General features: G+C 54.3%; 26 protein-coding genes. 20 read left to right on the top strand and 6 right to left on the bottom strand.

Annotation, left to right across the window (positions count from 1 at the left end):
• Positions 1–7: 7 nt before the first annotated feature.
• A complete protein-coding gene (locus tag ACLD4K_RS06930; protein ID WP_000906759.1) occupies positions 8–277 on the bottom strand; it encodes a DUF1145 family protein in 270 nt (89 codons plus the stop codon).
• Positions 267–863, bottom strand: coding sequence for a 16S rRNA (guanine(966)-N(2))-methyltransferase (gene rsmD / locus ACLD4K_RS06935; protein ID WP_183059681.1), 597 nt, complete (start codon positions 861–863; stop codon positions 267–269). The genes ACLD4K_RS06930 and rsmD overlap by 11 nt, the downstream gene beginning before the upstream one ends.
• A gap of 125 nt (positions 864–988) precedes the next feature.
• Here rsmD and ftsY point away from each other — a divergent pair, with 125 nt between their 5' ends.
• The 5 genes from ftsY to livJ all read left to right on the top strand — a co-directional run bounded on the left by ftsY (position 989) and on the right by livJ (position 6,708).
• Positions 989–2,464, top strand: a complete 1,476-nt coding sequence (gene ftsY, locus ACLD4K_RS06940) for a signal recognition particle-docking protein FtsY (RefSeq protein ID WP_080205484.1) — start codon at positions 989–991, stop codon at positions 2,462–2,464.
• 2 nt (positions 2,465–2,466) lie between these two features.
• A complete protein-coding gene (ftsE, locus tag ACLD4K_RS06945; RefSeq protein WP_000617729.1) occupies positions 2,467–3,135 on the top strand; it encodes a cell division ATP-binding protein FtsE in 669 nt (222 codons plus the stop codon).
• Positions 3,128–4,183, top strand: a complete 1,056-nt coding sequence (gene ftsX, locus ACLD4K_RS06950; RefSeq protein ID WP_001081707.1) for a permease-like cell division protein FtsX — start codon at positions 3,128–3,130, stop codon at positions 4,181–4,183. The genes ftsE and ftsX overlap by 8 nt, the downstream gene beginning before the upstream one ends.
• A 245-nt stretch (positions 4,184–4,428) precedes the next feature.
• Entirely contained in the window at positions 4,429–5,283 is an 855-nt protein-coding gene (gene rpoH / locus ACLD4K_RS06955; RefSeq protein WP_000159621.1) for an RNA polymerase sigma factor RpoH, read from the top strand.
• Positions 5,284–5,604: 321 nt separating this feature from the next.
• The gene (livJ, locus tag ACLD4K_RS06960) at positions 5,605–6,708 is read left to right on the top strand and encodes a branched chain amino acid ABC transporter substrate-binding protein LivJ (RefSeq protein WP_411011596.1); all 1,104 of its coding nucleotides are present in this window, start codon (positions 5,605–5,607) and stop codon (positions 6,706–6,708) included.
• An 83-nt stretch (positions 6,709–6,791) separates the two neighbouring features.
• Here the strand turns inward: livJ and ACLD4K_RS06965 are convergent, their stop codons facing one another.
• The gene (locus ACLD4K_RS06965) at positions 6,792–6,923 is read right to left on the bottom strand and encodes a hypothetical protein (protein WP_411011598.1); all 132 of its coding nucleotides are present in this window, start codon (positions 6,921–6,923) and stop codon (positions 6,792–6,794) included.
• A gap of 73 nt (positions 6,924–6,996) precedes the next feature.
• On the opposite strand from ACLD4K_RS06965, the gene ACLD4K_RS06970 reads away from it, so the two are divergent.
• Positions 6,997–7,266 carry a DUF1778 domain-containing protein gene (locus tag ACLD4K_RS06970; protein ID WP_156010418.1) on the top strand — a complete coding sequence of 90 codons (270 nt, stop codon included), beginning with the start codon at positions 6,997–6,999 and terminating at the stop codon, positions 7,264–7,266.
• 3 nt (positions 7,267–7,269) lie between these two features.
• Positions 7,270–7,788 carry a GNAT family N-acetyltransferase gene (locus tag ACLD4K_RS06975; RefSeq protein ID WP_000369560.1) on the top strand — a complete coding sequence of 173 codons (519 nt, stop codon included), beginning with the start codon at positions 7,270–7,272 and terminating at the stop codon, positions 7,786–7,788.
• Here ACLD4K_RS06975 and panM read toward each other — a convergent pair.
• The gene (gene panM / locus ACLD4K_RS06980; protein ID WP_000778873.1) at positions 7,785–8,168 is read right to left on the bottom strand and encodes an aspartate 1-decarboxylase autocleavage activator PanM; all 384 of its coding nucleotides are present in this window, start codon (positions 8,166–8,168) and stop codon (positions 7,785–7,787) included. The genes ACLD4K_RS06975 and panM overlap by 4 nt on opposite strands.
• 421 nt (positions 8,169–8,589) lie before the next feature.
• Here panM and livK point away from each other — a divergent pair, with 421 nt between their 5' ends.
• The 12 genes from livK to ugpQ all read left to right on the top strand — a co-directional run bounded on the left by livK (position 8,590) and on the right by ugpQ (position 19,373).
• On the top strand, positions 8,590–9,699 hold the full coding sequence (livK, locus tag ACLD4K_RS06985; protein ID WP_000822976.1) for a high-affinity branched-chain amino acid ABC transporter substrate-binding protein LivK: 1,110 nt from the start codon (positions 8,590–8,592) through the stop codon (positions 9,697–9,699).
• A 59-nt stretch (positions 9,700–9,758) separates the two neighbouring features.
• Complete coding sequence (gene livH, locus ACLD4K_RS06990) at positions 9,759–10,685, top strand: high-affinity branched-chain amino acid ABC transporter permease LivH (RefSeq protein WP_000003007.1); 927 nt, start codon at positions 9,759–9,761, stop codon at positions 10,683–10,685.
• Entirely contained in the window at positions 10,682–11,959 is a 1,278-nt protein-coding gene (livM, locus tag ACLD4K_RS06995) for a branched chain amino acid ABC transporter permease LivM (RefSeq protein WP_183059679.1), read from the top strand. Before livH ends, livM begins: the two co-directional genes overlap by 4 nt.
• Positions 11,956–12,723, top strand: a complete 768-nt coding sequence (gene livG, locus ACLD4K_RS07000; RefSeq protein WP_000082083.1) for a high-affinity branched-chain amino acid ABC transporter ATP-binding protein LivG — start codon at positions 11,956–11,958, stop codon at positions 12,721–12,723. The genes livM and livG overlap by 4 nt, the downstream gene beginning before the upstream one ends.
• Position 12,724: 1 nt before the next feature.
• The gene (gene livF, locus ACLD4K_RS07005) at positions 12,725–13,438 is read left to right on the top strand and encodes a high-affinity branched-chain amino acid ABC transporter ATP-binding protein LivF (protein WP_000416114.1); all 714 of its coding nucleotides are present in this window, start codon (positions 12,725–12,727) and stop codon (positions 13,436–13,438) included.
• Between the two features lie 130 nt (positions 13,439–13,568).
• Positions 13,569–13,790, top strand: coding sequence for a type II toxin-antitoxin system Phd/YefM family antitoxin (locus tag ACLD4K_RS07010; protein WP_023993856.1), 222 nt, complete (start codon positions 13,569–13,571; stop codon positions 13,788–13,790).
• Positions 13,787–14,155 carry a type II toxin-antitoxin system death-on-curing family toxin gene (locus ACLD4K_RS07015; protein WP_023202025.1) on the top strand — a complete coding sequence of 123 codons (369 nt, stop codon included), beginning with the start codon at positions 13,787–13,789 and terminating at the stop codon, positions 14,153–14,155. The genes ACLD4K_RS07010 and ACLD4K_RS07015 overlap by 4 nt, the downstream gene beginning before the upstream one ends.
• A gap of 258 nt (positions 14,156–14,413) precedes the next feature.
• Positions 14,414–15,730, top strand: coding sequence for a sn-glycerol-3-phosphate ABC transporter substrate-binding protein UgpB (gene ugpB, locus ACLD4K_RS07020; RefSeq protein WP_000624747.1), 1,317 nt, complete (start codon positions 14,414–14,416; stop codon positions 15,728–15,730).
• Between the two features lie 104 nt (positions 15,731–15,834).
• On the top strand, positions 15,835–16,722 hold the full coding sequence (gene ugpA, locus ACLD4K_RS07025; protein WP_000099303.1) for a sn-glycerol-3-phosphate ABC transporter permease UgpA: 888 nt from the start codon (positions 15,835–15,837) through the stop codon (positions 16,720–16,722).
• On the top strand, positions 16,719–17,564 hold the full coding sequence (ugpE, locus tag ACLD4K_RS07030) for a sn-glycerol-3-phosphate ABC transporter permease UgpE (protein WP_000572196.1): 846 nt from the start codon (positions 16,719–16,721) through the stop codon (positions 17,562–17,564). Before ugpA ends, ugpE begins: the two co-directional genes overlap by 4 nt.
• Before the next feature lies 1 nt (position 17,565).
• On the top strand, positions 17,566–18,636 hold the full coding sequence (locus ACLD4K_RS07035) for a sn-glycerol-3-phosphate import ATP-binding protein UgpC (protein WP_000907842.1): 1,071 nt from the start codon (positions 17,566–17,568) through the stop codon (positions 18,634–18,636).
• On the top strand, positions 18,633–19,373 hold the full coding sequence (ugpQ, locus tag ACLD4K_RS07040) for a glycerophosphodiester phosphodiesterase (RefSeq protein ID WP_079981693.1): 741 nt from the start codon (positions 18,633–18,635) through the stop codon (positions 19,371–19,373). The genes ACLD4K_RS07035 and ugpQ overlap by 4 nt, the downstream gene beginning before the upstream one ends.
• A gap of 12 nt (positions 19,374–19,385) precedes the next feature.
• On the opposite strand, the gene ACLD4K_RS07045 is transcribed toward ugpQ, so the two are convergent.
• Positions 19,386–19,802 carry a DUF2756 family protein gene (locus ACLD4K_RS07045; protein WP_000826042.1) on the bottom strand — a complete coding sequence of 139 codons (417 nt, stop codon included), beginning with the start codon at positions 19,800–19,802 and terminating at the stop codon, positions 19,386–19,388.
• Positions 19,803–19,927: 125 nt separating this feature from the next.
• On the opposite strand from ACLD4K_RS07045, the gene ggt reads away from it, so the two are divergent.
• A complete protein-coding gene (gene ggt, locus ACLD4K_RS07050; RefSeq protein WP_050067959.1) occupies positions 19,928–21,670 on the top strand; it encodes a gamma-glutamyltransferase in 1,743 nt (580 codons plus the stop codon).
• 117 nt (positions 21,671–21,787) lie between these two features.
• Here ggt and ACLD4K_RS07055 read toward each other — a convergent pair.
• Positions 21,788–22,761 (bottom strand): IS256 family transposase (locus tag ACLD4K_RS07055; protein WP_411011597.1); only part of this gene is annotated, 974 nt, incomplete at its 5' end.

Consider the following 22,761-nt stretch of genomic DNA (forward strand, 5'->3'; position numbering starts at 1 on the left):
GCAAACGTTATTTTTTGTTCTTAAACTTCTTCTGCCAGACCAGCAGCTCAAACACGCCGAACAGGAAAATGCGGATTTTTTCTCCCGTCGTCATCTGCGGACCCTCTTTCGGTATCGTTGATTTCAGCAACGCCAACTGCATACCGTGCATCAGCGCCATGAACACCAACGCCACGTTGACGAAGATATTGAGCGGGCGCGGGAAGGGATGCACCAGATTAAGAATCAAAAATGCCCACACGAAGAGCATTAATAAGCGGCCCAGATTAATCAACATCATTTTCTCCTTGCGTGTCGCGCTGATACAGACGATAAGCGACCTGTCCGGCCACCTTTTCTCTATACAATGCCCAGTTCGCCGGAACGGGCGGCAGACCGTTTTCCACCTCGCTTTCTACGTAGATTAGCGCGTCGTCGGCCAGCCATCCCTGGGTTTCCAGCAATTGTAACGTCTCTTCCAGCAGCCCTTTACGAAACGGCGGGTCGACAAAGACGACGTGATGCGGCGTTCCCGGCTGGCTGAGGAAGGCCAGCGTATTGGTATTGACGACGCGAGCATTGTTGGCTTTCAGCGTTGCCAGATTTTTTTGCAACTGCTGCGATACGGCGCGATCCATTTCCAGTAACGTTGCCTGGGCCGCATAACGCGATAGCGCTTCCAGGCCCAGAGCGCCGCTGCCGGCAAAGCAATCCAGACAATGGGCGTCTACCATTACCGGAGCCAGCCAGTTAAATAACGTTTCGCGCACGCGATCGGTGGTGGGACGCAGACCCGGACTGTCCGGAACCGGTAATTTACGGCCACGCCATTGCCCGCCAATAATGCGGATTTGGCCGCTGCCAGAGTGAGTCGGTTTTTTCATTTCTCTTGCTCGAACCGCCTGTTGCAAGTTATTCCAGGCGGTGATGTGAATTAAGTTAAGTGATAGACTATTTCATCATTTTTTTAGCTTCCATGTATATAGCGCCGCGAGGGGTGTAGTCGCAGATGGCAAAACAGAAAAAACGTGGCTTCTTTTCCTGGTTGGGCTTCGGTGATAAAGAGCAGAAGCAGGAACAGACCGAAGAACAGCAGATTGTTGAGGAACAACGACCGGTTGAGCCCCCTGTTGAAACGGCGGCAGACGTAGACGCGCAAACGCCCGCGCACAGCAAAGCAGAAACCGAAGCCTTTGCGGAAGAGGTGGTGGACGTTACTGAGAAAGTTCAGGAGAGCGAAAAACCGCAGCCGGTAGAGCCGGAGTCCGCGGCGGCCATTGAGACGGCAGCGCCGCAGATCGCGGTGGAACGCGAGGAATTGCCGCTGCCGGAAGAGGTCAAAGACGAGGCTATCTCGCCGGAAGAGTGGCAGGCCGAAGCGGAAACCGTAGAGGTCATTGCCGCGGTAGAAGAAGAGGGTGAAAACGCGGCGAAATTCACCGACGAAGAGCTGGAAGCGCAGGCGCTGGCTGCTCAGGCGGCGGAAGAGGCGGTGATGGTTGTTCCGCCAGCGGAAGAAGACGCGCCGGTGGAAGCGATCGTTCAGGAGCAGGAAAAACCGACTAAAGAAGGTTTCTTTGCCCGCCTGAAACGCAGCCTGCTGAAAACCAAAGAAAATCTCGGTTCCGGATTTATCAGTCTGTTCCGCGGCAAGAAAATCGACGATGATTTGTTCGAGGAGCTGGAAGAGCAGTTGCTCATCGCTGATGTCGGGGTGGAAACCACGCGTAAGATTATCGCTAATCTGACGGAAGGCGCCAGCCGCAAACAGCTTAAAGATGCCGAGGCGCTGTATGGTCTGTTGAAAGACGAGATGGGCGAGATTCTGGCGAAGGTAGACGAACCGCTTAATATTGAAGGTAAAACGCCTTTTGTTATTCTGATGGTTGGCGTGAACGGCGTGGGTAAAACCACCACTATCGGTAAACTGGCGCGCCAGTTTGAGCAGCAGGGTAAATCAGTGATGCTGGCGGCGGGGGATACTTTCCGCGCGGCGGCGGTCGAACAGCTACAGGTCTGGGGACAGCGTAACAACATTCCGGTTATCGCCCAGCATACCGGCGCGGACTCCGCCTCGGTGATTTTTGACGCAATCCAGGCCGCGAAGGCGCGTAATGTGGATGTGTTAATTGCCGATACGGCAGGGCGTCTGCAGAACAAGTCGCACCTGATGGAAGAGCTGAAAAAAATCGTTCGCGTCATGAAAAAGCTGGACGAAGAAGCGCCACATGAAGTTATGCTGACCATTGACGCCAGCACCGGGCAGAACGCGGTAAGCCAGGCCAAACTGTTCCATGAAGCGGTAGGCTTAACCGGTATTACCCTGACCAAGCTGGACGGTACGGCGAAAGGCGGGGTGATTTTCTCGGTAGCTGACCAGTTTGGCATTCCTATCCGTTACATTGGCGTGGGCGAACGTATCGAGGATTTGCGTCCGTTTAAGGCGGACGATTTTATTGAGGCACTTTTTGCCCGAGAGGATTAACAATGATTCGCTTTGAACATGTCAGCAAGGCCTATCTCGGCGGGAGACAAGCGCTGCAGGGAGTGACATTCCATATGCGGCCAGGCGAGATGGCGTTTCTGACCGGCCACTCCGGCGCGGGGAAAAGTACCCTGCTGAAGCTAATCTGTGGGATTGAGCGGCCCAGCGCCGGCAAAATCTTCTTCAGCGGGCATGATATTACGCGCCTGAAAAACCGCGAAGTGCCGTTTTTGCGCCGCCAGATTGGGATGATTTTCCAGGATCACCATCTGCTGATGGATCGCACGGTCTATGACAATGTGGCGATACCGTTAATCATTGCCGGTGCCAGCGGCGATGATATCCGTCGTCGTGTGTCGGCGGCGCTGGATAAGGTTGGACTACTGGACAAAGCGAGAAACTTCCCGATTCAACTCTCCGGAGGCGAACAACAGCGCGTGGGCATCGCCCGCGCGGTGGTCAATAAGCCAGCGGTATTGCTGGCGGATGAACCGACCGGGAACCTGGACGACGCGTTGTCGGAAGGGATTTTACGTCTGTTTGAAGAGTTTAACCGCGTAGGGGTGACGGTACTGATGGCGACGCACGATATTGGACTTATCTCCCGTCGTTCCTATAGGCAGCTCGTCCTGAGCGATGGACATCTGCATGGAGGCCTGGCCAATGAATAGGCGCGACGCGATTAACCAAATCAGGCAGTTCGGCGGACGGCTGGATCGACTGCGTAAGTCTCGCGGCGGAACAGGCGGCGGGCGCAACGCGCCAGGACGCCAGAAGCCGACGCCGAAACCGAACTCACGTAAAACAAATGTCTTTAATGAACAGGTGCGCTATGCCTGGCACGGCGCGCTGCAGGATCTGAAAAGCAAACCGCTGGCGACGTTTCTGACGGTGATGGTGATCGCCATCTCCCTGACGCTGCCCAGCGTCTGTTACATGGTCTATAAGAACGTCAACCAGGCGGCGACTCAGTATTATCCGTCGCCGCAGATCACCGTTTATCTGCAAAAAACGCTGGATGATGACGCGGCGGCACGGGTTGTTGGGCAGCTTCAGGCCGAGCAGGGCGTTGAGAAGGTCAACTACCTGTCCCGTGAGGACGCGCTGGGAGAATTCCGCAACTGGTCGGGTTTTGGCGGCGCGCTGGACATGCTGGAAGAGAACCCGCTACCGGCGGTGGCGGTGGTGATCCCCAAGCTGGACTTCCAGAGTACCGCCTCGCTTAATACGCTGCGCGACCGTATCTCGCAGATTAACGGCATTGACGAAGTCCGCATGGATGATAGCTGGTTTGCGCGCCTGGCGGCGCTCACCGGGCTGGTGGGCCGCGTGTCGGCGATGATTGGCGTGCTGATGGTCGCGGCGGTCTTCCTCGTTATCGGCAACAGCGTGCGCCTGAGCATTTTTGCCCGTCGCGACACCATTAACGTGCAAAAGCTGATTGGCGCGACCGATGGCTTTATCCTGCGTCCGTTCCTCTATGGCGGCGCGTTGCTCGGTTTTTCCGGCGCGTTTCTTTCACTGATATTGTCTGAAATTTTGGTGATGCGTTTATCATCGGCGGTGACTGAAGTGGCGCAGGTCTTCGGCACGAAGTTTGATCTCAATGGCTTATCGTTCGATGAGTGCCTGTTGCTGCTGCTGGTCTGTTCCATGATTGGCTGGATCGCCGCCTGGCTGGCCACGGTGCAACATTTACGTCACTTTACTCCCGATTGATAAAATCGTGGTATAATCTTTCCCTGCAATGGGCTTCCGTTCGCAGGGAAAGAGTCCCTGTTGTCTCTTCCCCGCGTTTCATCTTCATGTCACATTATGTGTGTAAATTATGCACAGTGTTACATTGAACTTGTGGATAAAATCACTGTCTGATAAAAGAGTGGATGATATTCTCGTTGCTCATCGGCTTTGGCACGGTTGTTGCTCGCTGACGGTGCCAGGCAATACTGATTGAGAGGATTTGAATGACCAAAGAAATGCAAAATTTAGCTTTAGCCCCTGTTGGCAACCTGGAATCTTATATCCGGGCGGCGAACGCGTGGCCGATGTTATCGGCTGACGAGGAGCGGGCATTGGCTGAAAGGCTGCATTACCAGGGCGATCTGGAAGCAGCTAAAACGCTGATCCTGTCTCACCTGCGCTTTGTTGTTCATATTGCTCGTAACTATGCGGGCTATGGTCTGCCGCAGGCGGATTTGATCCAGGAAGGCAACATCGGCCTGATGAAAGCCGTACGCCGTTTTAACCCGGAAGTAGGCGTGCGCCTGGTCTCCTTCGCCGTACACTGGATTAAAGCAGAAATTCACGAATACGTGCTGCGTAACTGGCGTATCGTTAAAGTCGCAACCACGAAAGCGCAGCGTAAGCTGTTCTTTAATCTGCGTAAAACCAAGCAGCGTCTGGGCTGGTTTAATCAGGATGAGGTTGAAATGGTGGCGCGCGAACTGGGTGTTTCCAGTAAAGATGTGCGTGAGATGGAGTCGCGTATGGCGGCGCAGGACATGACGTTTGACATGTCTTCGGACGATGAGTCCGACAGTCAGCCAATGGCGCCGGTGCTGTATCTGCAGGATAAATCGTCTAACTTTGCCGACGGCATTGAAGACGATAACTGGGAAGAGCAGGCCGCCAATCGACTGACCGACGCGATGCAGGGGCTCGACGAGCGTAGCCAGGATATTATCCGCGCTCGCTGGCTGGACGAAGACAATAAGTCTACGTTACAGGAGCTGGCCGATCGTTACGGCGTCTCCGCTGAGCGTGTGCGCCAGCTTGAAAAGAACGCCATGAAAAAGCTTCGCGCTGCGATCGAAGCGTAATCTTCGCGAATTGCCAATGAACCCTCGAATGTGAATTCGGGGGTTTTGTTTTTTGTAGGCCGGATAAGGCGTTTACGCTGCCATCCGGCAACACGTAGTCCCGATGGCGCTTCGCTTATCGGGCCTACGGGCCCTTCCTCTCCCCCACCGACACAAATCTGTTATCTGGATGTAAATTTAGCTATTCCAAAATAATAAAAATCGGGTATGTTTTAGCAGAGTATGCTGCTAAAGCACGGGTAGCTAGCCAATAATTGAAATAAAGTGCTGAACAATAACACCACAACATACGTAACAACCAGAATAATGGGGATTATCAGGATGAATATGAAGGGTAAAACGTTATTGGCAGGATGTATCGCCCTGTCATTAAGCCATATGGCATTCGCCGAGGACATTAAAGTCGCGGTTGTCGGCGCGATGTCCGGTCCGGTGGCGCAGTATGGCGACCAGGAATTTACCGGTGCGGAGCAGGCAATTGCCGATATCAATGCGAAAGGCGGTATTAAAGGCGATAAGCTCGTCGCGGTGAAATATGACGACGCCTGTGACCCGAAACAGGCGGTAGCTGTCGCTAACAAAGTGGTGAACGACGGCATCAGGTATGTTATCGGTCACTTATGCTCCTCTTCCACACAGCCAGCGTCTGATATCTACGAAGACGAAGGTATCCTGATGATAACCCCGGCGGCGACCGCGCCGGAGCTGACCGCGCGCGGCTATAACCTGATTTTGCGCACGACCGGTCTGGACTCTGACCAGGGGCCAACGGCGGCAAAATATATTCTGGAGAAGGTAAAACCGCAGCGCATCGCAATTATCCACGATAAGCAGCAGTATGGCGAAGGGCTGGCGCGCGCAGTGCAGGACGGTCTGAAGAAAGGCGGCGCTAACGTTGTATTCTTTGACGGCATTACCGCCGGCGAAAAAGATTTCTCCACTCTGGTAGCGCGTCTGAAAAAAGAGAATATCGACTTTGTCTACTACGGCGGTTATCACCCGGAAATGGGACAGATCCTGCGCCAGTCCCGTGCCGCAGGGTTGAAAACCCAGTTTATGGGGCCGGAAGGGGTGGCGAACGTGTCGCTGTCTAACATCGCCGGAGAGTCGGCGGAAGGCTTACTGGTCACCAAACCGAAGAACTACGATCAGGTCCCGGCGAACAAACCGATTGTGGATGCTATCAAGGCCAAGAAACAAGATCCTAGCGGCGCATTCGTGTGGACCACCTACGCCGCGCTGCAATCCTTGCAGGCGGGTCTGAACCAGTCTGACGATCCGGCGGAAATCGCCAAATACCTGAAAGGCGCCACGGTCGACACCGTAATGGGACCGCTGTCGTGGGATGAGAAGGGCGATCTGAAAGGATTTGAGTTCGGCGTGTTTGACTGGCATGCGAACGGTACGGCGACAGACGCTAAGTAATTTTCCTGGCGCCTTTCGCGCTGCAGGTGCGTTGGCTACGTTATTCAACCCCGGTCACTTACTTATGTAAGCTCCCGGGGATTTCATAACTTGCCGCCTGCCTGCAACGCGAAATTCTTGGAAAATTGCGAGGTGGTTTTTATCTTTGCTCCCGGCATGTAGGCCGGATAAGCGTCAGCGCCATCCGGCTTTCTTACGCCTGTAATCCGCCCGATGTTGAAAAAAATATCACGACGAAATACACTGTATGTACGGTGTATTACCGTACATTATCCAGGAGTCTCTTTCATGTCAGCCCTAAAAAAACAGCGTATCGATCTGCGGCTCACAGACGGCGATAAAAGCATGATTGAAGAAGCGGCCGCCATTACTAATCAATCAATCACGCAATTTATGTTGAATAGCGCAGCGGAGCGAGCCGCAGAAGTGCTTGAACAGCACCGTCGGGTTATCCTTAATGAAGCATCCTGGGCGCGAGTCATGGATGCGCTTAGTCATCCTCCTGCCCCCAATGAGAAATTAAAACGCGCGGCGCAACGTCTACAAGACATGGAGTGAACCGTGGACAACCTGACAATAGAGATTCTGGCTGATAACGCAGAATACAACTGGCGGCAGTTCGACTGCGGTGAGGCATCATTAAACCTTTTTTTAACGCAGCATCTTCAGCGCCAGCATAACAACAAAATCTTGCGCGGCTATGTACTCAGAACCACTACGCCAGAACGGCGAGTGTTGGGGTATTACACCCTGTCAGGAAGCTGCTTTGAACGCGCGTCGTTGCCTTCCAGAACCCAGCAAAAGCGCATCCCTTACCAGAATATCCCCAGCGTTACGCTGGGCCGTTTAGCGGTCGATCTCTCATTACAGGGAAAAGGGTGGGGAGCCATATTGGTCACGCATGCGATGAAAGTGGTGTGGTCGGCATCACTGGCCGTTGGGATTCATGGCATCTTTGTGGAAGCGTTAAACGAAAAAGCCCAGGCCTTTTATCAGCGACTGGGCTTTATTTCTTTATCCGGAGAAAACGAGCACGCGCTGTTTTACCCGACAAAGTCGATTGAGCAACTTTTTGGCTAGCGCTTCTCCCAGCCGTCATGCTGTGCGGTAAAACCTAACGCCTGCATAAACGCGGCCATCACGCTGCGGTCTTCAACACCGACATCTGCCATCCACCACGACGAGACGTTGGGATTATCGCGGATGACTTCTTCTACCAGGTATTGCCCGACGCCGCGGCGACGGGTGATTTCACGCACGCGTAAGGAATCCAGCGCGCCCTGCGTTCCGCTCAGCGTCACTCTTACGGCGCCCAACAAACGCTCGTTAAACCGCGCGGCATAAATCCGGTGCGTTTCATCTACGCTTAATGAGGAGGCGGAATATTCCGGCCAGATTTTGCCCAGATCGATCTGATCCTGAGCGCTAAAGTGTTCTAAACGAAGAATGGTCAGCTTCATCGACGGCTTGTCCCGATTTCAAAAGATGCGATCAGTGTACCGAAACAGGCAGGCCAGATGCTTTCTCTTTTTTGTGTCATTTACCAGGTTATTAATTTTTTAACAACGATAATTACAGTTTGAAGCATTAGAGAATGGAAAACAGGCAGCATAATTCCCTGAATGCTAGTGAATTATTCCGCTTAATATGCCGTTATTTTATGCTGACAAGTGTGCTTTTTTTTGTTTATCTATAGCGAAAAGCAGAATATTATCTTTCCTTAATAGACTGAAAAATAGAGATTTTAATCTTATTATGCTTTAAATGCTGCGCTAACTCATTAATGAGTCAGTAAAAAGCGCACCATTTATAAAAAGTACAGTCTGCTTTTTAACCAGCAAAAAACAAAACATATAACATCACGAATGGGGATACAGGCACATGAAACGGAAAGCGAAAACAATAATCGCAGGGATTGTTGCATTAGCAGTCTCGCAGGGGGCAATGGCAGATGATATTAAAGTCGCCATAGTCGGGGCGATGTCCGGCCCGGTAGCGCAATGGGGCGATATGGAATTTAACGGCGCGCGCCAGGCCATTAAAGACATCAACGCTAAAGGCGGTATTAAAGGCGATAAGCTGGTCGGCGTAGAGTACGATGATGCCTGCGATCCAAAACAGGCGGTGGCGGTGGCCAACAAAATCGTTAACGACGGTATTCAATACGTTATTGGTCACTTGTGTTCTTCTTCTACTCAGCCAGCATCCGATATCTATGAAGATGAAGGTATTCTGATGATCTCCCCGGGGGCGACTAACCCGGAGCTGACCCAGCGCGGCTATCAGTACATTATGCGTACCGCCGGCCTGGACTCCTCCCAGGGGCCAACGGCCGCGAAATACATCCTGGAAACGGTGAAACCGCAGCGCATCGCTATCATTCACGATAAACAGCAATACGGCGAAGGACTGGCGCGCTCCGTGCAGGATGGCCTGAAGCAGGGCAATGCCAATATTGTCTTTTTTGATGGTATTACCGCCGGCGAAAAAGATTTCTCCGCTCTGATTGCCCGCTTGCAAAAAGAGAATATCGACTTTGTGTATTACGGCGGCTACTACCCGGAAATGGGGCAGATGCTGCGCCAGGCGCGGGCTAATGGCCTGAAAACGCAATTTATGGGGCCGGAAGGCGTGGGTAACGCGTCGCTGTCCAATATTGCGGGCGGTGCGGCGGAAGGCATGTTGGTGACGATGCCAAAACGTTATGACCAGGACCCGGCGAATAAGGCGATTGTCGAGGCGCTGAAAGCCGACAAGAAAGATCCCAGCGGTCCGTACGTCTGGATCACCTACGCCGCCGTCCAGTCGCTGGCGACCGCAATGACGCGTAGCGCCAGCCATGCTCCGCTGGATCTGGTGAAAGATCTTAAAGCTAACGGGGCTGATACCGTTATTGGGCCGCTGAAATGGGATGAAAAAGGCGATCTTAAGGGATTTGAATTTGGCGTCTTCCAGTGGCACGCCGACGGCTCGTCAACCGTCGCGAAGTAATGCCAGAAGATAAGTTATCCCACCGCCCGCACGCCGGGCGGGTTTAAAAAGGTTACCTTATGTCCGAGCAGTTTCTCTATTTCTTGCAGCAGATGTTTAACGGCGTCACGCTGGGGAGCACCTACGCGCTGATTGCTATCGGTTATACGATGGTGTACGGCATTATCGGCATGATCAACTTCGCTCATGGCGAGGTGTATATGATCGGCAGCTACGTCTCTTTTATGATCATCGCCGCGCTAATGATGATGGGAATAGACACCAGTTGGCTCCTGGTGGCCGCCGGATTTATCGGCGCGATTATTATTGCCAGCGCCTACGGCTGGAGTATCGAGCGAGTCGCTTACCGGCCCGTGCGCAACTCCAAACGCCTGATCGCCCTGATTTCCGCCATCGGGATGTCCATCTTTCTGCAAAACTACGTCAGCCTGACGGAAGGTTCGCGCGACGTGGCGTTACCCAGCCTGTTTAACGGCCAGTGGATTGTGGGCAGCAGCGAAAACTTTTCCGCGTCCATCACCACCATGCAGGCGGTGATCTGGATAGTCACCTTTCTGGCTATGCTGGCGCTCACCATTTTCATTCGCTACTCCCGGATGGGCCGCGCCTGCCGCGCCTGCGCGGAGGATCTGAAAATGGCCAGCCTGCTCGGCATTAATACCGACCGCGTCATTGCGCTAACGTTTGTTATCGGCGCGGCAATGGCGGCGGTGGCGGGCGTGCTGCTTGGGCAATTTTACGGCGTGATTAACCCCTACATCGGTTTTATGGCCGGGATGAAAGCGTTCACCGCGGCGGTGCTGGGCGGTATTGGCAGCATTCCGGGCGCGATGATCGGCGGTCTGATTTTGGGCGTCGCCGAAGCGCTCTCGTCTGCATATTTAAGTACCGAATATAAAGATGTCGTATCGTTCGCTCTGCTGATTCTGGTACTGCTGGTGATGCCGACCGGTATCCTGGGGCGGCCGGAGGTAGAGAAAGTATGAAACCGATGCATATTGCGATGGCGCTATTCTCTGCGGCGATGTTCTTCGTTCTGGCTAGCGTCTTCATGGGCGTACAACTGGAGCTGGACGGCACCAAACTGGTGGTGGATACCGCCGCCGACATCCGCTGGCAGTGGATCTTTATCGGTACGGCAGTGGTTTTTTTCTTTCAGTTGCTGCGTCCGATGTTCCAGAAAGCGGTGAAGCACGTCTCCGGACCGAAGTTTATTCTGCCGGCGATCGATGGCTCTACCGTTAAGCAAAAGCTGTTTCTGATGGCGCTACTGGTTATCGCCGTGGCGTGGCCGTTTATGGTGTCGCGCGGTAGCGTCGATATCGCCACTATGACCATGATTTATATCATCCTCGGTCTGGGGCTGAACGTGGTGGTGGGGCTGTCCGGCCTGCTGGTATTGGGCTACGGCGGCTTTTACGCCATCGGCGCTTATACCTTTGCGCTGCTCAACCACTATTACGGTTTGGGTTTCTGGACCTGCCTGCCGCTGGCGGGACTGGTCTCCGCCGCCGCCGGTTTCCTGCTCGGCTTCCCGGTACTGCGCCTGCGCGGCGACTATCTGGCGATTGTGACGCTCGGCTTCGGCGAAATCGTCCGTATCCTGTTGCTCAACAACACTGAAATTACCGGCGGCCCGAACGGCATCAGTCAGATACCCAAACCGACGCTGTTTGGTCTGGAGTTTAGCCGCAGTACCCGCGAAGGCGGCTGGGATACCTTCAGCAATTTCTTTGGCGTGAAGTACGACCCATCCGACCGGGTCATTTTCCTCTATCTGGTGGCCCTGTTGCTGGTGGTCTTGTCGCTGTTTGTCATTAACCGCCTGCTGCGTATGCCGCTGGGCCGGGCGTGGGAAGCGTTGCGTGAAGATGAGATCGCCTGTCGCTCATTAGGTTTAAGCCCGACGCGCATCAAGCTAACCGCTTTTACTATCAGCGCCGCGTTTGCCGGTTTCGCCGGGACGTTGTTTGCCGCCCGCCAGGGCTTTGTCAGCCCGGAATCCTTCACCTTCGCCGAATCCGCTTTCGTGCTGGCGATTGTGGTGCTGGGCGGAATGGGCTCGCAGTTTGCGGTGATCCTGGCGGCGGTTCTGCTGGTGGTGTCGCGCGAGTTGATGCGCGATTTCAACGAATACAGCATGTTGATGCTCGGCGGTTTGATGGTGTTGATGATGATCTGGCGCCCGCAGGGATTGCTGCCGATGACGCGTCCGCAGTTGAAGCTGAAAAGTGGTCAGGCGAAAGGAGAGCAGGCATGAGTCAGCCATTATTAGCGGTTAACGGCCTGATGATGCGCTTTGGCGGTTTGCTGGCGGTCAACAATGTATCGCTGGAATTGCGTGAGCGGGAAATTGTGTCGCTGATTGGCCCTAACGGCGCGGGTAAAACGACGGTGTTTAACTGCCTGACCGGTTTTTATAAGCCGACAGGCGGTACGATCACGTTGCGCGAGCGGCATCTGGAAGGATTGCCGGGCCAGCAGATCGCCCGCATGGGCGTGGTACGTACTTTCCAGCATGTTCGCCTGTTTCGCGAAATGACGGTGATTGAAAACCTGCTGGTGGCGCAGCACCAGCAACTGAAAACGGGCCTCTTTTCCGGCCTGTTGAAAACGCCCGCTTTCCGCCGCGCGCAAAGCGAAGCGCTGGACCGCGCGGCGACCTGGCTTGAGCGTATTGGCCTGCTGGAACATGCCAACCGCCAGGCCAGTAATCTGGCCTACGGCGACCAGCGCCGGCTGGAGATTGCCCGCTGCATGGTGACGCAGCCAGAAATTCTGATGCTCGACGAACCGGCGGCCGGCCTTAACCCGAAAGAGACCAAAGAGCTGGATGAGCTGATTGCCGAACTACGTAACCATCACAACACCACTATCTTGCTGATTGAACACGATATGAAGCTGGTGATGGGCATTTCCGATCGTATTTATGTGGTGAACCAGGGCACGCCGCTGGCGAACGGCACGCCGGAAGAGATCCGCAACAACCCGGACGTCATCCGCGCTTATCTGGGTGAGGCATAAGATGGAAAAAACGATGTTAACGTTTGAAAAAGTCAGCGCCCACTACGGCAAGATTCAGGCGCTGCACGACGTCAGTCTGCACATCAACCAGGGGGAAATCGTTACCCTGATTGGCGCTAACGGCGCGGGGAAAACGACGCTGCTTGGCACCTTGTGCGGCGATCCGCGCGCCTCCAGCGGACGGGTGGTGTTTGACGGTAAAGACATCACCGACTGGCAGACGGCGAAAATCATGCGTGAAGCGGTGGCGATAGTGCCGGAAGGGCGGCGCGTCTTCTCGCGGATGACGGTGGAAGAGAACCTGGCGATGGGCGGTTTTTTTGCCGAGCGCGATCGGTTTCAGGAGCGTATCAAGTGGGTGTACGAGCTGTTTCCGCGCCTGCATGAACGCCGTATCCAGCGAGCGGGCACTATGTCCGGCGGCGAACAGCAGATGCTGGCGATTGGTCGCGCGCTGATGAGCCAGCCGAGGCTATTGCTGCTGGATGAACCGTCGCTGGGGCTGGCGCCGATCATCATCCAGCAGATCTTCGACACCATTGAGCAGTTGCGCGAGCAGGGTATGACCATCTTCCTTGTCGAGCAAAACGCTAACCAGGCGCTGAAGCTCGCCGACCGCGGTTATGTGCTGGAAAACGGCCACGTGGTGCTATCCGATACCGGTGATGCACTGCTGGCGAACGAAGCGGTGCGCAGCGCCTATCTGGGCGGTTAGACTGTGCCAGGGGGAAGCGCGTGCGCCGCCCCCGGTAACGGCAAGCGGTAAAATTTTTCAAAAGAGCCTGATGGCTCTTTTTTTGTACGTGTTTGTTGTACAATAAACATGTACAACTGGGGAGATGTTTATGCGTACGGTTAACTATAGCGAAGCGCGGCAAAATCTGGCCGAAGTCCTGGAAAGCGCGGTGACGGCGGGCCCTGTCACCATCACGCGTCGTGGGCATAAGTCCGCAGTGATCATCAGCGCCGAGGAGTTTGAGCGTTATCAGACGGCGCGAATGGATGATGAGTTTGCTGCCATTATGGCGGTTCATGGCAATGAGCTCAGGGATCTGGCGGATAAATGACCCTACAACTTATCTCAGCGGAAGAGATAATTCAGTTTCACGACAGGCTTCTCCGCGTTACGCCTGGTGTAACAGGCATGCCTGATCCTGGCCGCGCGGAAGCGCTAATGTACCGGGTACTCAATCAAATCGAATATGAAGGAGTGACCGACGTGTGGCTGCTGGCGGCAATGCATTTGCTCGCTATATCCCGTTGGCATATCTTCAATGATGGTAACAAACGCACCGCCTTATTTATTACGCTGCTGTTTTTAAAGCGTAACGGGATCTCACTCGCTGCGAATCCGGATTTTGTCGATATGACAGTCGATGCGGCGGCAGGGCGGCTTACGCTGGAGCAAATTGCCGTTCGCTTACGCGCCTGAGACGTTAATCCCGGCGATGCTCCGCCTGGTTGAGTTACGGCATGTGCGCCGCCCCCGAGAATAATGTCGTACCTATCCGTGCCGTAGCTCCCACTTTTCTTTTCCGGCGCTTTCACTGCCTTGCCATCTCTCTGTCGCCTTACTATCTTTTTTTTGTAATAAAAAAGTTATTTTTCTGTCATTCGAGCATGTCATGTTACCCCCGCGAACATAAAACGCGTGATATCGCGCATCCCGGCACAAAAAGAGAGATAACCGATGATATCGTTACGACATACAGCTTTAGGACTGGCGCTGAGTCTGGCATTTACGGGTCAGGCGTTGGCCGTCACCACTATTCCATTCTGGCATTCAATGGAAGGGGAGTTAGGCAAAGAAGTTGATTCACTGGCGCAACGTTTCAACCAGGCCAATCCGGATTACAAAATCGTTCCGGTCTATAAGGGGAACTATGAACAGAACCTGAGCGCCGGGATCGCGGCATTCCGTACCGGCAACGCGCCGGCAATATTGCAGGTTTATGAGGTTGGGACAGCGACCATGATGGCCTCGAAAGCCATTAAGCCGGTTTATGAAGTGTTTAAAGACGCCGGTATTAACTTTGACGAGTCCCAGTTTGTACCGACCGTTGCAGGCTACTACACCGATGCTAAAAGCGGGCATCTGCTCTCCCAGCCCTTTAACAGCTCCACGCCGGTACTGTACTACAACAAAGACGCCTTTAAGAAAGCCGGTTTAGATCCGGAACAGCCGCCGAAAACCTGGCAGGAGCTGGCTGACTATACCGCGAAACTGAGAGCGGCAGGCATGAAATGCGGTTACGCCAGCGGCTGGCAAGGTTGGATCCAACTGGAAAACTTCAGCGCCTGGAACGGTCTCCCCTTCGCCAGTAAAAACAATGGTTTTGACGGTACAGATGCGGTGCTGGAATTTAATAAGCCAGAGCAGGTGAAACATATCGCGCTGCTGGAAGAGATGAATAAGAAAGGCGATTTTAGCTATGTTGGGCGTAAGGACGAGTCTACCGAGAAGTTTTATAACGGTGACTGCGCGATGACAACCGCGTCCTCCGGTTCGCTCGCCAATATCCGCCAGTATGCCAAATTTAACTATGGCGTGGGTATGATGCCGTACGACGCTGATATCAAGGGCGCGCCGCAAAACGCCATTATCGGCGGAGCCAGCCTATGGGTTATGCAGGGTAAAGATAAAGAAACCTATACCGGCGTCGCCAAATTCCTCGACTTCCTGGCAAAACCGGAAAACGCTGCTGAATGGCATCAAAAAACCGGCTACCTGCCGATTACCACCGCCGCCTACGAGCTGACCCGCGAGCAGGGTTATTACGATAAAAACCCCGGTGCGGATATCGCCACTCGCCAGATGTTGAATAAGCCGCCGTTACCCTTCACCAAAGGCTTGCGTCTGGGCAATATGCCGCAGATTCGTACCATCGTGGACGAAGAGCTGGAAAGCGTCTGGACCGGGAAGAAAACCCCACAACAGGCGTTGGATACCGCGGTGGATCGCGGGAATCAGTTGCTGCGTCGTTTTGAGAAAGCGAGCAAATCTTAAGTGTATAAGTGCCTGGTGGCGCTGCGCTTATCAGGCCTACAGCGTTTGTAGGCCGGATAAGGTGCTTGCACCGCCATCCGGCACCTTCCAGGAAAAGAACCTTCATGTCATCATCCCGTCCGGTGTTCCGCTCGCGTTGGCTGCCGTATTTACTGGTTGCCCCGCAGTTGGTTATCACCGTTATTTTCTTTATCTGGCCTGCGGGCGAAGCGCTGTGGTATTCGCTGCAAAGCGTCGATCCGTTTGGTTTTTCCAGCCAATTTGTCGGGCTGGAGAATTTCGTCGCGCTTTTTCACGACAGTTATTATCTCGACGCCTTCTGGACGACGATTAAATTCAGCGCGCTGGTCACATTTAGCGGCCTGCTGGTCTCGCTGTTTTTCGCCGCCCTGGTGGATTACGTGGTGCGCGGCAGCCGTTTTTATCAGACGCTGATGCTGCTGCCTTATGCCGTCGCGCCCGCCGTCGCCGCCGTATTGTGGATTTTCCTGTTTAACCCGGGGCGGGGATTAATCACCCATTTCCTCGGCGAATTCGGCTATGACTGGAACCACGCGCAAAACAGCGGTCAGGCGATGTTCCTGGTGGTATTTGCGTCAGTCTGGAAGCAGATTAGTTACAACTTTTTATTCTTCTTTGCCGCGCTGCAGTCCATTCCCCGCTCGCTGGTGGAAGCGGCGGCCATTGACGGCGCCGGGCCGATTCGTCGTTTCTTCCGGCTTTCTTTGCCGCTTATTGCGCCGGTCAGTTTCTTCCTGCTGGTGGTCAACCTGGTGTATGCCTTTTTCGACACCTTCCCGGTGATCGACGCCGCGACCGCCGGCGGGCCGGTACAAGCCACCACGACGCTGATTTATAAGATCTATCGCGAAGGGTTTACCGGCCTGGATCTCTCGGCGTCCGCCGCGCAGTCGGTGGTGTTGATGTTCCTCGTCATCATTCTGACGGTGGTGCAGTTCCGCTATGTGGAAAGTAAGGTGCGTTACCAATGATAGAGAATCGTCGCGGGCTGACAATATTCAGCCATACCATGCTGATTCTGGGGATCGCGGTCATTTTGTTTCCGCTGTATGTCGCGTTTGTCGCGGCGACGCTGGACGATCGCGCGGTGTTTGAGACGCCGATGACGCTGCTTCCCGGCACGCAGTTACTGGAGAATATCAAAACTATTTGGGTCAACGGCGTCGGTGTTAATAGCGCGCCATTCTGGCTGATGATGCTTAACAGTTTCATTATGGCGTTCAGCATTACGGTAGGCAAAATCACGGTATCTATGCTTTCCGCATTCGCCATCGTCTGGTTTCGTTTTCCCCTGCGTAACCTGTTCTTCTGGATGATTTTTATCACCCTGATGCTGCCGGTTGAAGTGCGTATCTTCCCGACGGTGGAAGTGATCGCCAACCTGAAAATGCTCGACAGCTATGCTGGTCTGACGCTACCGCTGATGGCGTCCGCTACCGCCACTTTCCTGTTTCGTCAGTTCTTCATGACGCTTCCGGATGAACTGGTGGAGGCGGCCCGTATTGACGGCGCGTCGCCGATGCGCTTTTTCCGCGACATCGTGTTGCCGCTGTCAAAAACCAACCTGGCGGCGTTATTCGTCATCACCTTTATCTACGGCTGGAACCAGTATCTGTGGCCGCTGTTGATTATCACCGACGTGAATCTTGGCACTGCCGTAGCGGGTATCAAAGGGATGATCGCTACCGGCGAAGGTACCACGCAATGGAACCAGGTGATGGCGGCAATGTTGCTCACCCTTATCCCTCCGGTCGTTATCGTTTTAGCCATGCAACGGGCGTTTGTGCGTGGTTTAGTGGACAGTGAGAAATAAAATGGCTGGTTTAAAACTACAGGCAGTAACCAAAAGCTGGGACGGCAAAACCCAGGTCATTCAACCGTTAACGCTGGACGTGGCGGATGGCGAATTTATCGTGATGGTCGGGCCGTCCGGCTGCGGCAAATCAACGTTGTTGCGGATGGTAGCCGGTCTGGAACGCGTGACCAGCGGCGATATCTGGATTGATCGCAAACGGGTCACCGAGATGGAGCCCAAAGATCGCGGCATCGCGATGGTATTTCAGAACTATGCTCTCTATCCCCATATGAGCGTAGAGGAGAACATGGCGTGGGGACTAAAAATTCGCGGTATGAGCAAAGCGCATATTGAAGAACGCGTGCGGGAGGCGGCGCGCATTCTGGAGCTGGACGGCCTGCTTAAACGCCGTCCACGCGAGCTTTCCGGCGGTCAACGGCAGCGCGTGGCAATGGGGCGCGCGATCGTCCGCGAGCCGGCAGTCTTCTTATTCGACGAACCGCTCTCTAACCTCGACGCCAAGCTGCGCGTGCAGATGCGTCTGGAGTTACAACATCTGCATCGTCGTCTTCGTACCACCTCGCTCTATGTTACTCACGATCAGGTAGAGGCGATGACGCTGGCCCAGCGGGTGATGGTGATGAATAAAGGCGTCGCAGAACAGATTGGCACGCCGGTAGAGGTATATGAAAAACCGGCCAGTCGCTTCGTGGCGAGCTTTATCGGCAGCCCGGCGATGAACCTGTTGGATGGCGTTATCAGCGCTTCCGGCGACCGTTTCGAATTGCCTGGCGGTCTGGCGTTGCCGATTGGTGCGGGCTATCGGGGTCATGCTGGACGTAAAATGACGCTGGGTATCCGCCCGGAGCATATTGCGTTAAGCTCGCAGGCGGAAGGCGGCGTGCCGTTAACGGTAGACACGCTGGAGATTCTGGGCGCGGATAATCTGGCGCATGGGCGCTGGGGCGATCAGAAACTGGTGGTGCGGTTGGCGCATCAGCAGCGCCCGGCGGCGGGCAGTACGCTATGGCTGCATCTGCCGGAACATCAGCGACATCTTTTTGATGGCGAAACAGGACAACGTGTATGAGTAACTGGCCTTATCCCCACATTGTCGCCCATCGCGGCGGCGGTAAACTGGCACCGGAAAACACTCTGGCGGCGATTGACGTGGGCGCGCGATACGGGCACACCATGATTGAGTTTGATGCCAAGCTGTCGAAAGACGGCGAAATTTTCCTGCTGCATGACGATAACCTGGAGCGCACCAGCAACGGTTGGGGCGTGGCGGGCGAGTTGAACTGGCAGGATTTATTGCGTGTGGACGCTGGCGGTTGGTTTAGCGGCGAATTTAAAGGCGAGCCGCTGCCGTTGCTCTCGCAGGTGGCGGAGCGCTGCCGTAAACACGGCATGATGGCGAATATTGAGATCAAACCGACAACGGGGAGCGGAAGGCTAACAGGACGCGTCGTGGCGTTGGCCGCCCGCGAACTGTGGGCCGGGATGACGCCGCCGCTGCTTTCTTCCTTTGAGATAGAGGCGCTGGAAGCGGCGCAGGCGGCAGCACCTGAACTGCCGCGCGGGTTACTGCTGGATAAATGGCGTGAAGACTGGCGTGAACTGACGACCCGTCTGGGCTGTGTTTCCCTCCATCTCAACCATAAATTACTCAATGAGACGCGAGTGCAAGAGATTAAGGCCGCGGGTCTGCGGATTCTGGTGTATACCGTCAATCAGCCCCAGCGGGCGGCAGAGCTGCTGCGCTGGGGCGTGGATTGTATCTGCACCGATCGCATTGATGACATCGGCCCTCACTTTCAGTTTTAAGGGCTGTCAGTTTTAAGGGCTGATGGTTTTCAGCGGGATGTCAGGCTGCGGCGTTCCGCTGCCCTGCTGCAACATTGGCTGGGAATGGTTTAACATCCGGTCCGGATTTCCGCTGCCGCTGAGCATTCCGCCCTGCGTATTGGGCAGCGTTTGCTGACCGAGCATACCGTTGCCCGGCTGTCCCTGCTGAACCCGCTGCGTATTGGCATTCAACTGCGACTGTAGATTTTGCTGCTGGCTGCGCGCCTGCGTTTGCATCTGTTGTTTCAACATACCCTGCTGCTGAATCTGCTGCGTTTGCATCTGCGTCTGCATACGCTGCTGGCTGGGGATCTGATAACCTGGCTGATTAGGATTATTCATAGTGTTAATTGGCTGGGCCAATACAGCAAAGGGTAACAAAGCCGTAATAAGTAGTAAGCGTTTCATTGTCGTCTCCTCCCGATGAGGCCTCTTTTTAAGTGTACCTCTATTTCGCCATGATGATGATTTTTTAAGCGTTGTGGACCAGGATTAAACGGGACATACACCCATTTATCTGGAGAAAAACAACGATGAAACCAACGTTTATGCGCTGGGTGGCGATCGCCGCTCTGCTGGCCGGGGGGACGTTTAGCGCGGTGGCCAATCCTCCCGTCGCGCCGCCAGTCTCCTATGGTGTTGAAGAAGATGTCTTTCATCCCGTGCGGGCTACACAAGGGATGGTGGCGTCCGTGGATGCAATGGCGACGCAGGTTGGCGTGGATATCTTAAAGCAGGGCGGTAATGCCGTGGATGCCGCCGTCGCCGTGGGCTATGCTCTGGCTGTCACGCATCCCCAAGCCGGGAATCTGGGCGGCGGGGGATTTATGCTGCTGCGCACTAAAGATGGCGCTACCACGGCGATCGATTTTCGTGAAATGGCGCCGGCTGGCGCGACCCGTGATATGTTCCTCGACGATCAGGGTAACGCCGATGCGAAAAAGTCGCTGACGTCGCATCTGGCATCCGGTACGCCGGGTACCGTGGCGGGTTTCTCGCTGGCGCTGGAGAAATACGGCACGATGCCGCTGAATAAAGTGGTGCGTCCGGCGATGAAGCTGGCGGAAGAGGGTTTTGTGGTTAACGATGCGCTGGCCGACGACTTAAAAACTTACGGCAGCGAAGTGATCCCCAACCATGAGAACAGCAAAGCCATTTTCTGGAAAGACGGCGAGCCGCTGAAAAAAGGCGATAAGCTGGTCCAGAAGAATCTGGCGAAAAGCCTGGAAATGATTGCCGAAAATGGCCCGGATGCGTTTTATAAAGGGGCGATTGCCGACCAGATTGCCGGGGAAATGCAGAAGAACGGCGGTCTGATGACCAAAGAGGATTTAGCCAGCTATAAAGCCGTTGAGCGTACGCCAATCAGCGGTGACTATCGCGGGTATCAGGTCTTCTCCATGCCGCCGCCGTCCTCGGGCGGTATTCACATCGTGCAAATCCTCAATATTCTTGAAAACTTCGACATGAAGAAGTACGGCTTTGGCAGCGCCGATGCCATGCAAATCATGGCGGAAGCGGAAAAATACGCCTATGCCGACCGCTCAGAGTATCTGGGCGATCCGGACTTTGTGAAAGTGCCGTGGCAGGCGCTGACCAACAAAGCCTATGCGAAAACGTTGGCCGATCAAATTGATATCAACAAGGCCAAACCTTCCAGCCAGATAAAACCTGGCAAGCTCGCCCCGTATGAAAGCAACCAGACTACCCACTTCTCGGTGGTGGATAAAGACGGCAATGCCGTGGCGGTGACCTATACCCTGAACACCACCTTCGGCACAGGAATTGTGGCGGGAAATACCGGTATTCTGCTGAATAATCAAATGGATGATTTTTCTGCTAAACCCGGTGTACCTAATGTTTATGGCCTGGTAGGCGGCGATGCTAACGCGGTCGGTCCGAAGAAGCGTCCGCTGTCGTCGATGTCGCCCACTATTGTGGTAAAAGATGGCAAAACCTGGCTGGTGACCGGCAGTCCTGGCGGGAGTCGAATCATCACTACCGTGCTGCAAATGGTAGTGAACAGCATTGATTTTGGCATGAACGTCGCCGAAGCGACCAACGCGCCGCGCTTCCATCATCAATGGTTGCCGGACGAACTGCGGGTAGAAAAGGGCTTCAGCCCCGATACGCTGAAGTTGCTGGAACAGAAAGGGCAGAAAGTCGCGCTGAAAGAAGCGATGGGCAGCACCCAAAGTATTATGGTTGGCCCGGATGGCGAACTGTATGGCGCATCCGACCCGCGTTCCGTGGATGATTTAACGGCGGGATACTAAGCAGATCGACCCTCTTCGGTAGGAGAGGGCTTATTTGGAAGGCCCAATTTTTAACGAGCATAATATTTTAAACTAAAAAAGAGAGAGCGTTCAGAATTCTGTGTCACGTTAAAAACTCTACAGCGTCATCACATTATTCAGTCGCCCTTCAAAATAAATGGCTAACTGCGACAATGTCAAATTCCAGCTCTGGATGGGCATTGTCCACTTCTCCTGCGCGTTCATCAGCCCCAGATAAAGTAGCTTCAACAGACTGTTTTCATTCGGGAAAGCGCCTTTCGTTTTGGTCAGCTTCCTGAACTGACGGTGCACCGACTCTATCGCGTTGGTTGTGTAGATCACTTTACGTATATTGGCCGGATAACGGAAGTACGCTGACAGGTTTTCCCACTTGCGACGCCACGACTGGAGTACCACCGGATACTGCTGACCCCATTTCGCTTCCAGCTCATCCAGTGCCGTCTCTGCGGCTTCTTTTGATACTGCCCGATACACCGGCTTCAGGTCGGCCATAAACGCTTTGTGATGCTTCGATGCGACATATTTTATCGAGTTGCGTATCTGGTGAATGACGCACAGTTGCACCTCTGTCTGTGGATAAATGCTGTTAATCGCCTCCGGGAAGCCGGTCAGCCCGTCCACGCAGGCTATCAGAATGTCTTCAACTCCACGATTTTGCAGGTCACTCAGTACGGATAACCAGAAGTTAGCGCCTTGACTTTCCGACAGATACAGACCCAGAACTTCTTTTTTGCCTTCCAGATTCAGCGCCAGCACCGTGTGGACGGCCTTGTTCTGGTAACGACCATCCTCCCGGACTTTATAGTGAATGGCGTCCAGCCAGACGAAGGGATAAACCTTCTCCAGCGGGCGCTGCTGCCACTGCTTTAACTCAGGAATAACTTTATCGGTAATCGCGCTGATGGTGGCAGTGGAAACACTGAAGGCATATAAATCTTCAATCTCCCGGCCGATATCCTGGTAGCTCATTCCCAGCGCGAACAGGCGGATGATCTTACGCTCTATCTCGTCGGACAGCGTGGTCTGATGCTTCTTCACCAGTTGAGGTTCAAAAGTGCCATTACGATCGC

The sequence above is a fragment of the Salmonella sp. 741265055_HSA genome (assembly GCF_046569525.1).
GTDB classification, from domain to species: domain Bacteria; phylum Pseudomonadota; class Gammaproteobacteria; order Enterobacterales; family Enterobacteriaceae; genus Salmonella; species Salmonella enterica.

Bases quoted from the DNA above. Each gene is read 5' to 3' on its own strand.
- livH (WP_000003007.1), top strand. From the start codon at position 9,759: ATGTCCGAGCAGTTTCTCTATTTCTTGCAGCAGATGTTTAACGGCGTC.
- ggt (WP_050067959.1), top strand. From the start codon at position 19,928: ATGAAACCAACGTTTATGCGCTGGGTGGCGATCGCCGCTCTGCTGGCC.
- ugpB (WP_000624747.1), top strand. From the start codon at position 14,414: ATGATATCGTTACGACATACAGCTTTAGGACTGGCGCTGAGTCTGGCA.
- ftsX (WP_001081707.1), top strand. From the start codon at position 3,128: ATGAATAGGCGCGACGCGATTAACCAAATCAGGCAGTTCGGCGGACGG.
- livG (WP_000082083.1), top strand. From the start codon at position 11,956: ATGAGTCAGCCATTATTAGCGGTTAACGGCCTGATGATGCGCTTTGGC.
- livK (WP_000822976.1), top strand. From the start codon at position 8,590: ATGAAACGGAAAGCGAAAACAATAATCGCAGGGATTGTTGCATTAGCA.
- ACLD4K_RS07035 (WP_000907842.1), top strand. From the start codon at position 17,566: ATGGCTGGTTTAAAACTACAGGCAGTAACCAAAAGCTGGGACGGCAAA.
- ACLD4K_RS06930 (WP_000906759.1), bottom strand. From the start codon at position 277: ATGTTGATTAATCTGGGCCGCTTATTAATGCTCTTCGTGTGGGCATTT.
- livM (WP_183059679.1), top strand. From the start codon at position 10,682: ATGAAACCGATGCATATTGCGATGGCGCTATTCTCTGCGGCGATGTTC.
- ACLD4K_RS07010 (WP_023993856.1), top strand. From the start codon at position 13,569: ATGCGTACGGTTAACTATAGCGAAGCGCGGCAAAATCTGGCCGAAGTC.
- rsmD (WP_183059681.1), bottom strand. From the start codon at position 863: ATGAAAAAACCGACTCACTCTGGCAGCGGCCAAATCCGCATTATTGGC.
- ACLD4K_RS06970 (WP_156010418.1), top strand. From the start codon at position 6,997: ATGTCAGCCCTAAAAAAACAGCGTATCGATCTGCGGCTCACAGACGGC.
- panM (WP_000778873.1), bottom strand. From the start codon at position 8,168: ATGAAGCTGACCATTCTTCGTTTAGAACACTTTAGCGCTCAGGATCAG.
- ACLD4K_RS07045 (WP_000826042.1), bottom strand. From the start codon at position 19,802: ATGAAACGCTTACTACTTATTACGGCTTTGTTACCCTTTGCTGTATTG.
- rpoH (WP_000159621.1), top strand. From the start codon at position 4,429: ATGACCAAAGAAATGCAAAATTTAGCTTTAGCCCCTGTTGGCAACCTG.
- ugpQ (WP_079981693.1), top strand. From the start codon at position 18,633: ATGAGTAACTGGCCTTATCCCCACATTGTCGCCCATCGCGGCGGCGGT.
- ugpE (WP_000572196.1), top strand. From the start codon at position 16,719: ATGATAGAGAATCGTCGCGGGCTGACAATATTCAGCCATACCATGCTG.
- ftsY (WP_080205484.1), top strand. From the start codon at position 989: ATGGCAAAACAGAAAAAACGTGGCTTCTTTTCCTGGTTGGGCTTCGGT.
- ACLD4K_RS07015 (WP_023202025.1), top strand. From the start codon at position 13,787: ATGACCCTACAACTTATCTCAGCGGAAGAGATAATTCAGTTTCACGAC.
- livJ (WP_411011596.1), top strand. From the start codon at position 5,605: ATGAATATGAAGGGTAAAACGTTATTGGCAGGATGTATCGCCCTGTCA.
- livF (WP_000416114.1), top strand. From the start codon at position 12,725: ATGGAAAAAACGATGTTAACGTTTGAAAAAGTCAGCGCCCACTACGGC.
- ugpA (WP_000099303.1), top strand. From the start codon at position 15,835: ATGTCATCATCCCGTCCGGTGTTCCGCTCGCGTTGGCTGCCGTATTTA.
- ftsE (WP_000617729.1), top strand. From the start codon at position 2,467: ATGATTCGCTTTGAACATGTCAGCAAGGCCTATCTCGGCGGGAGACAA.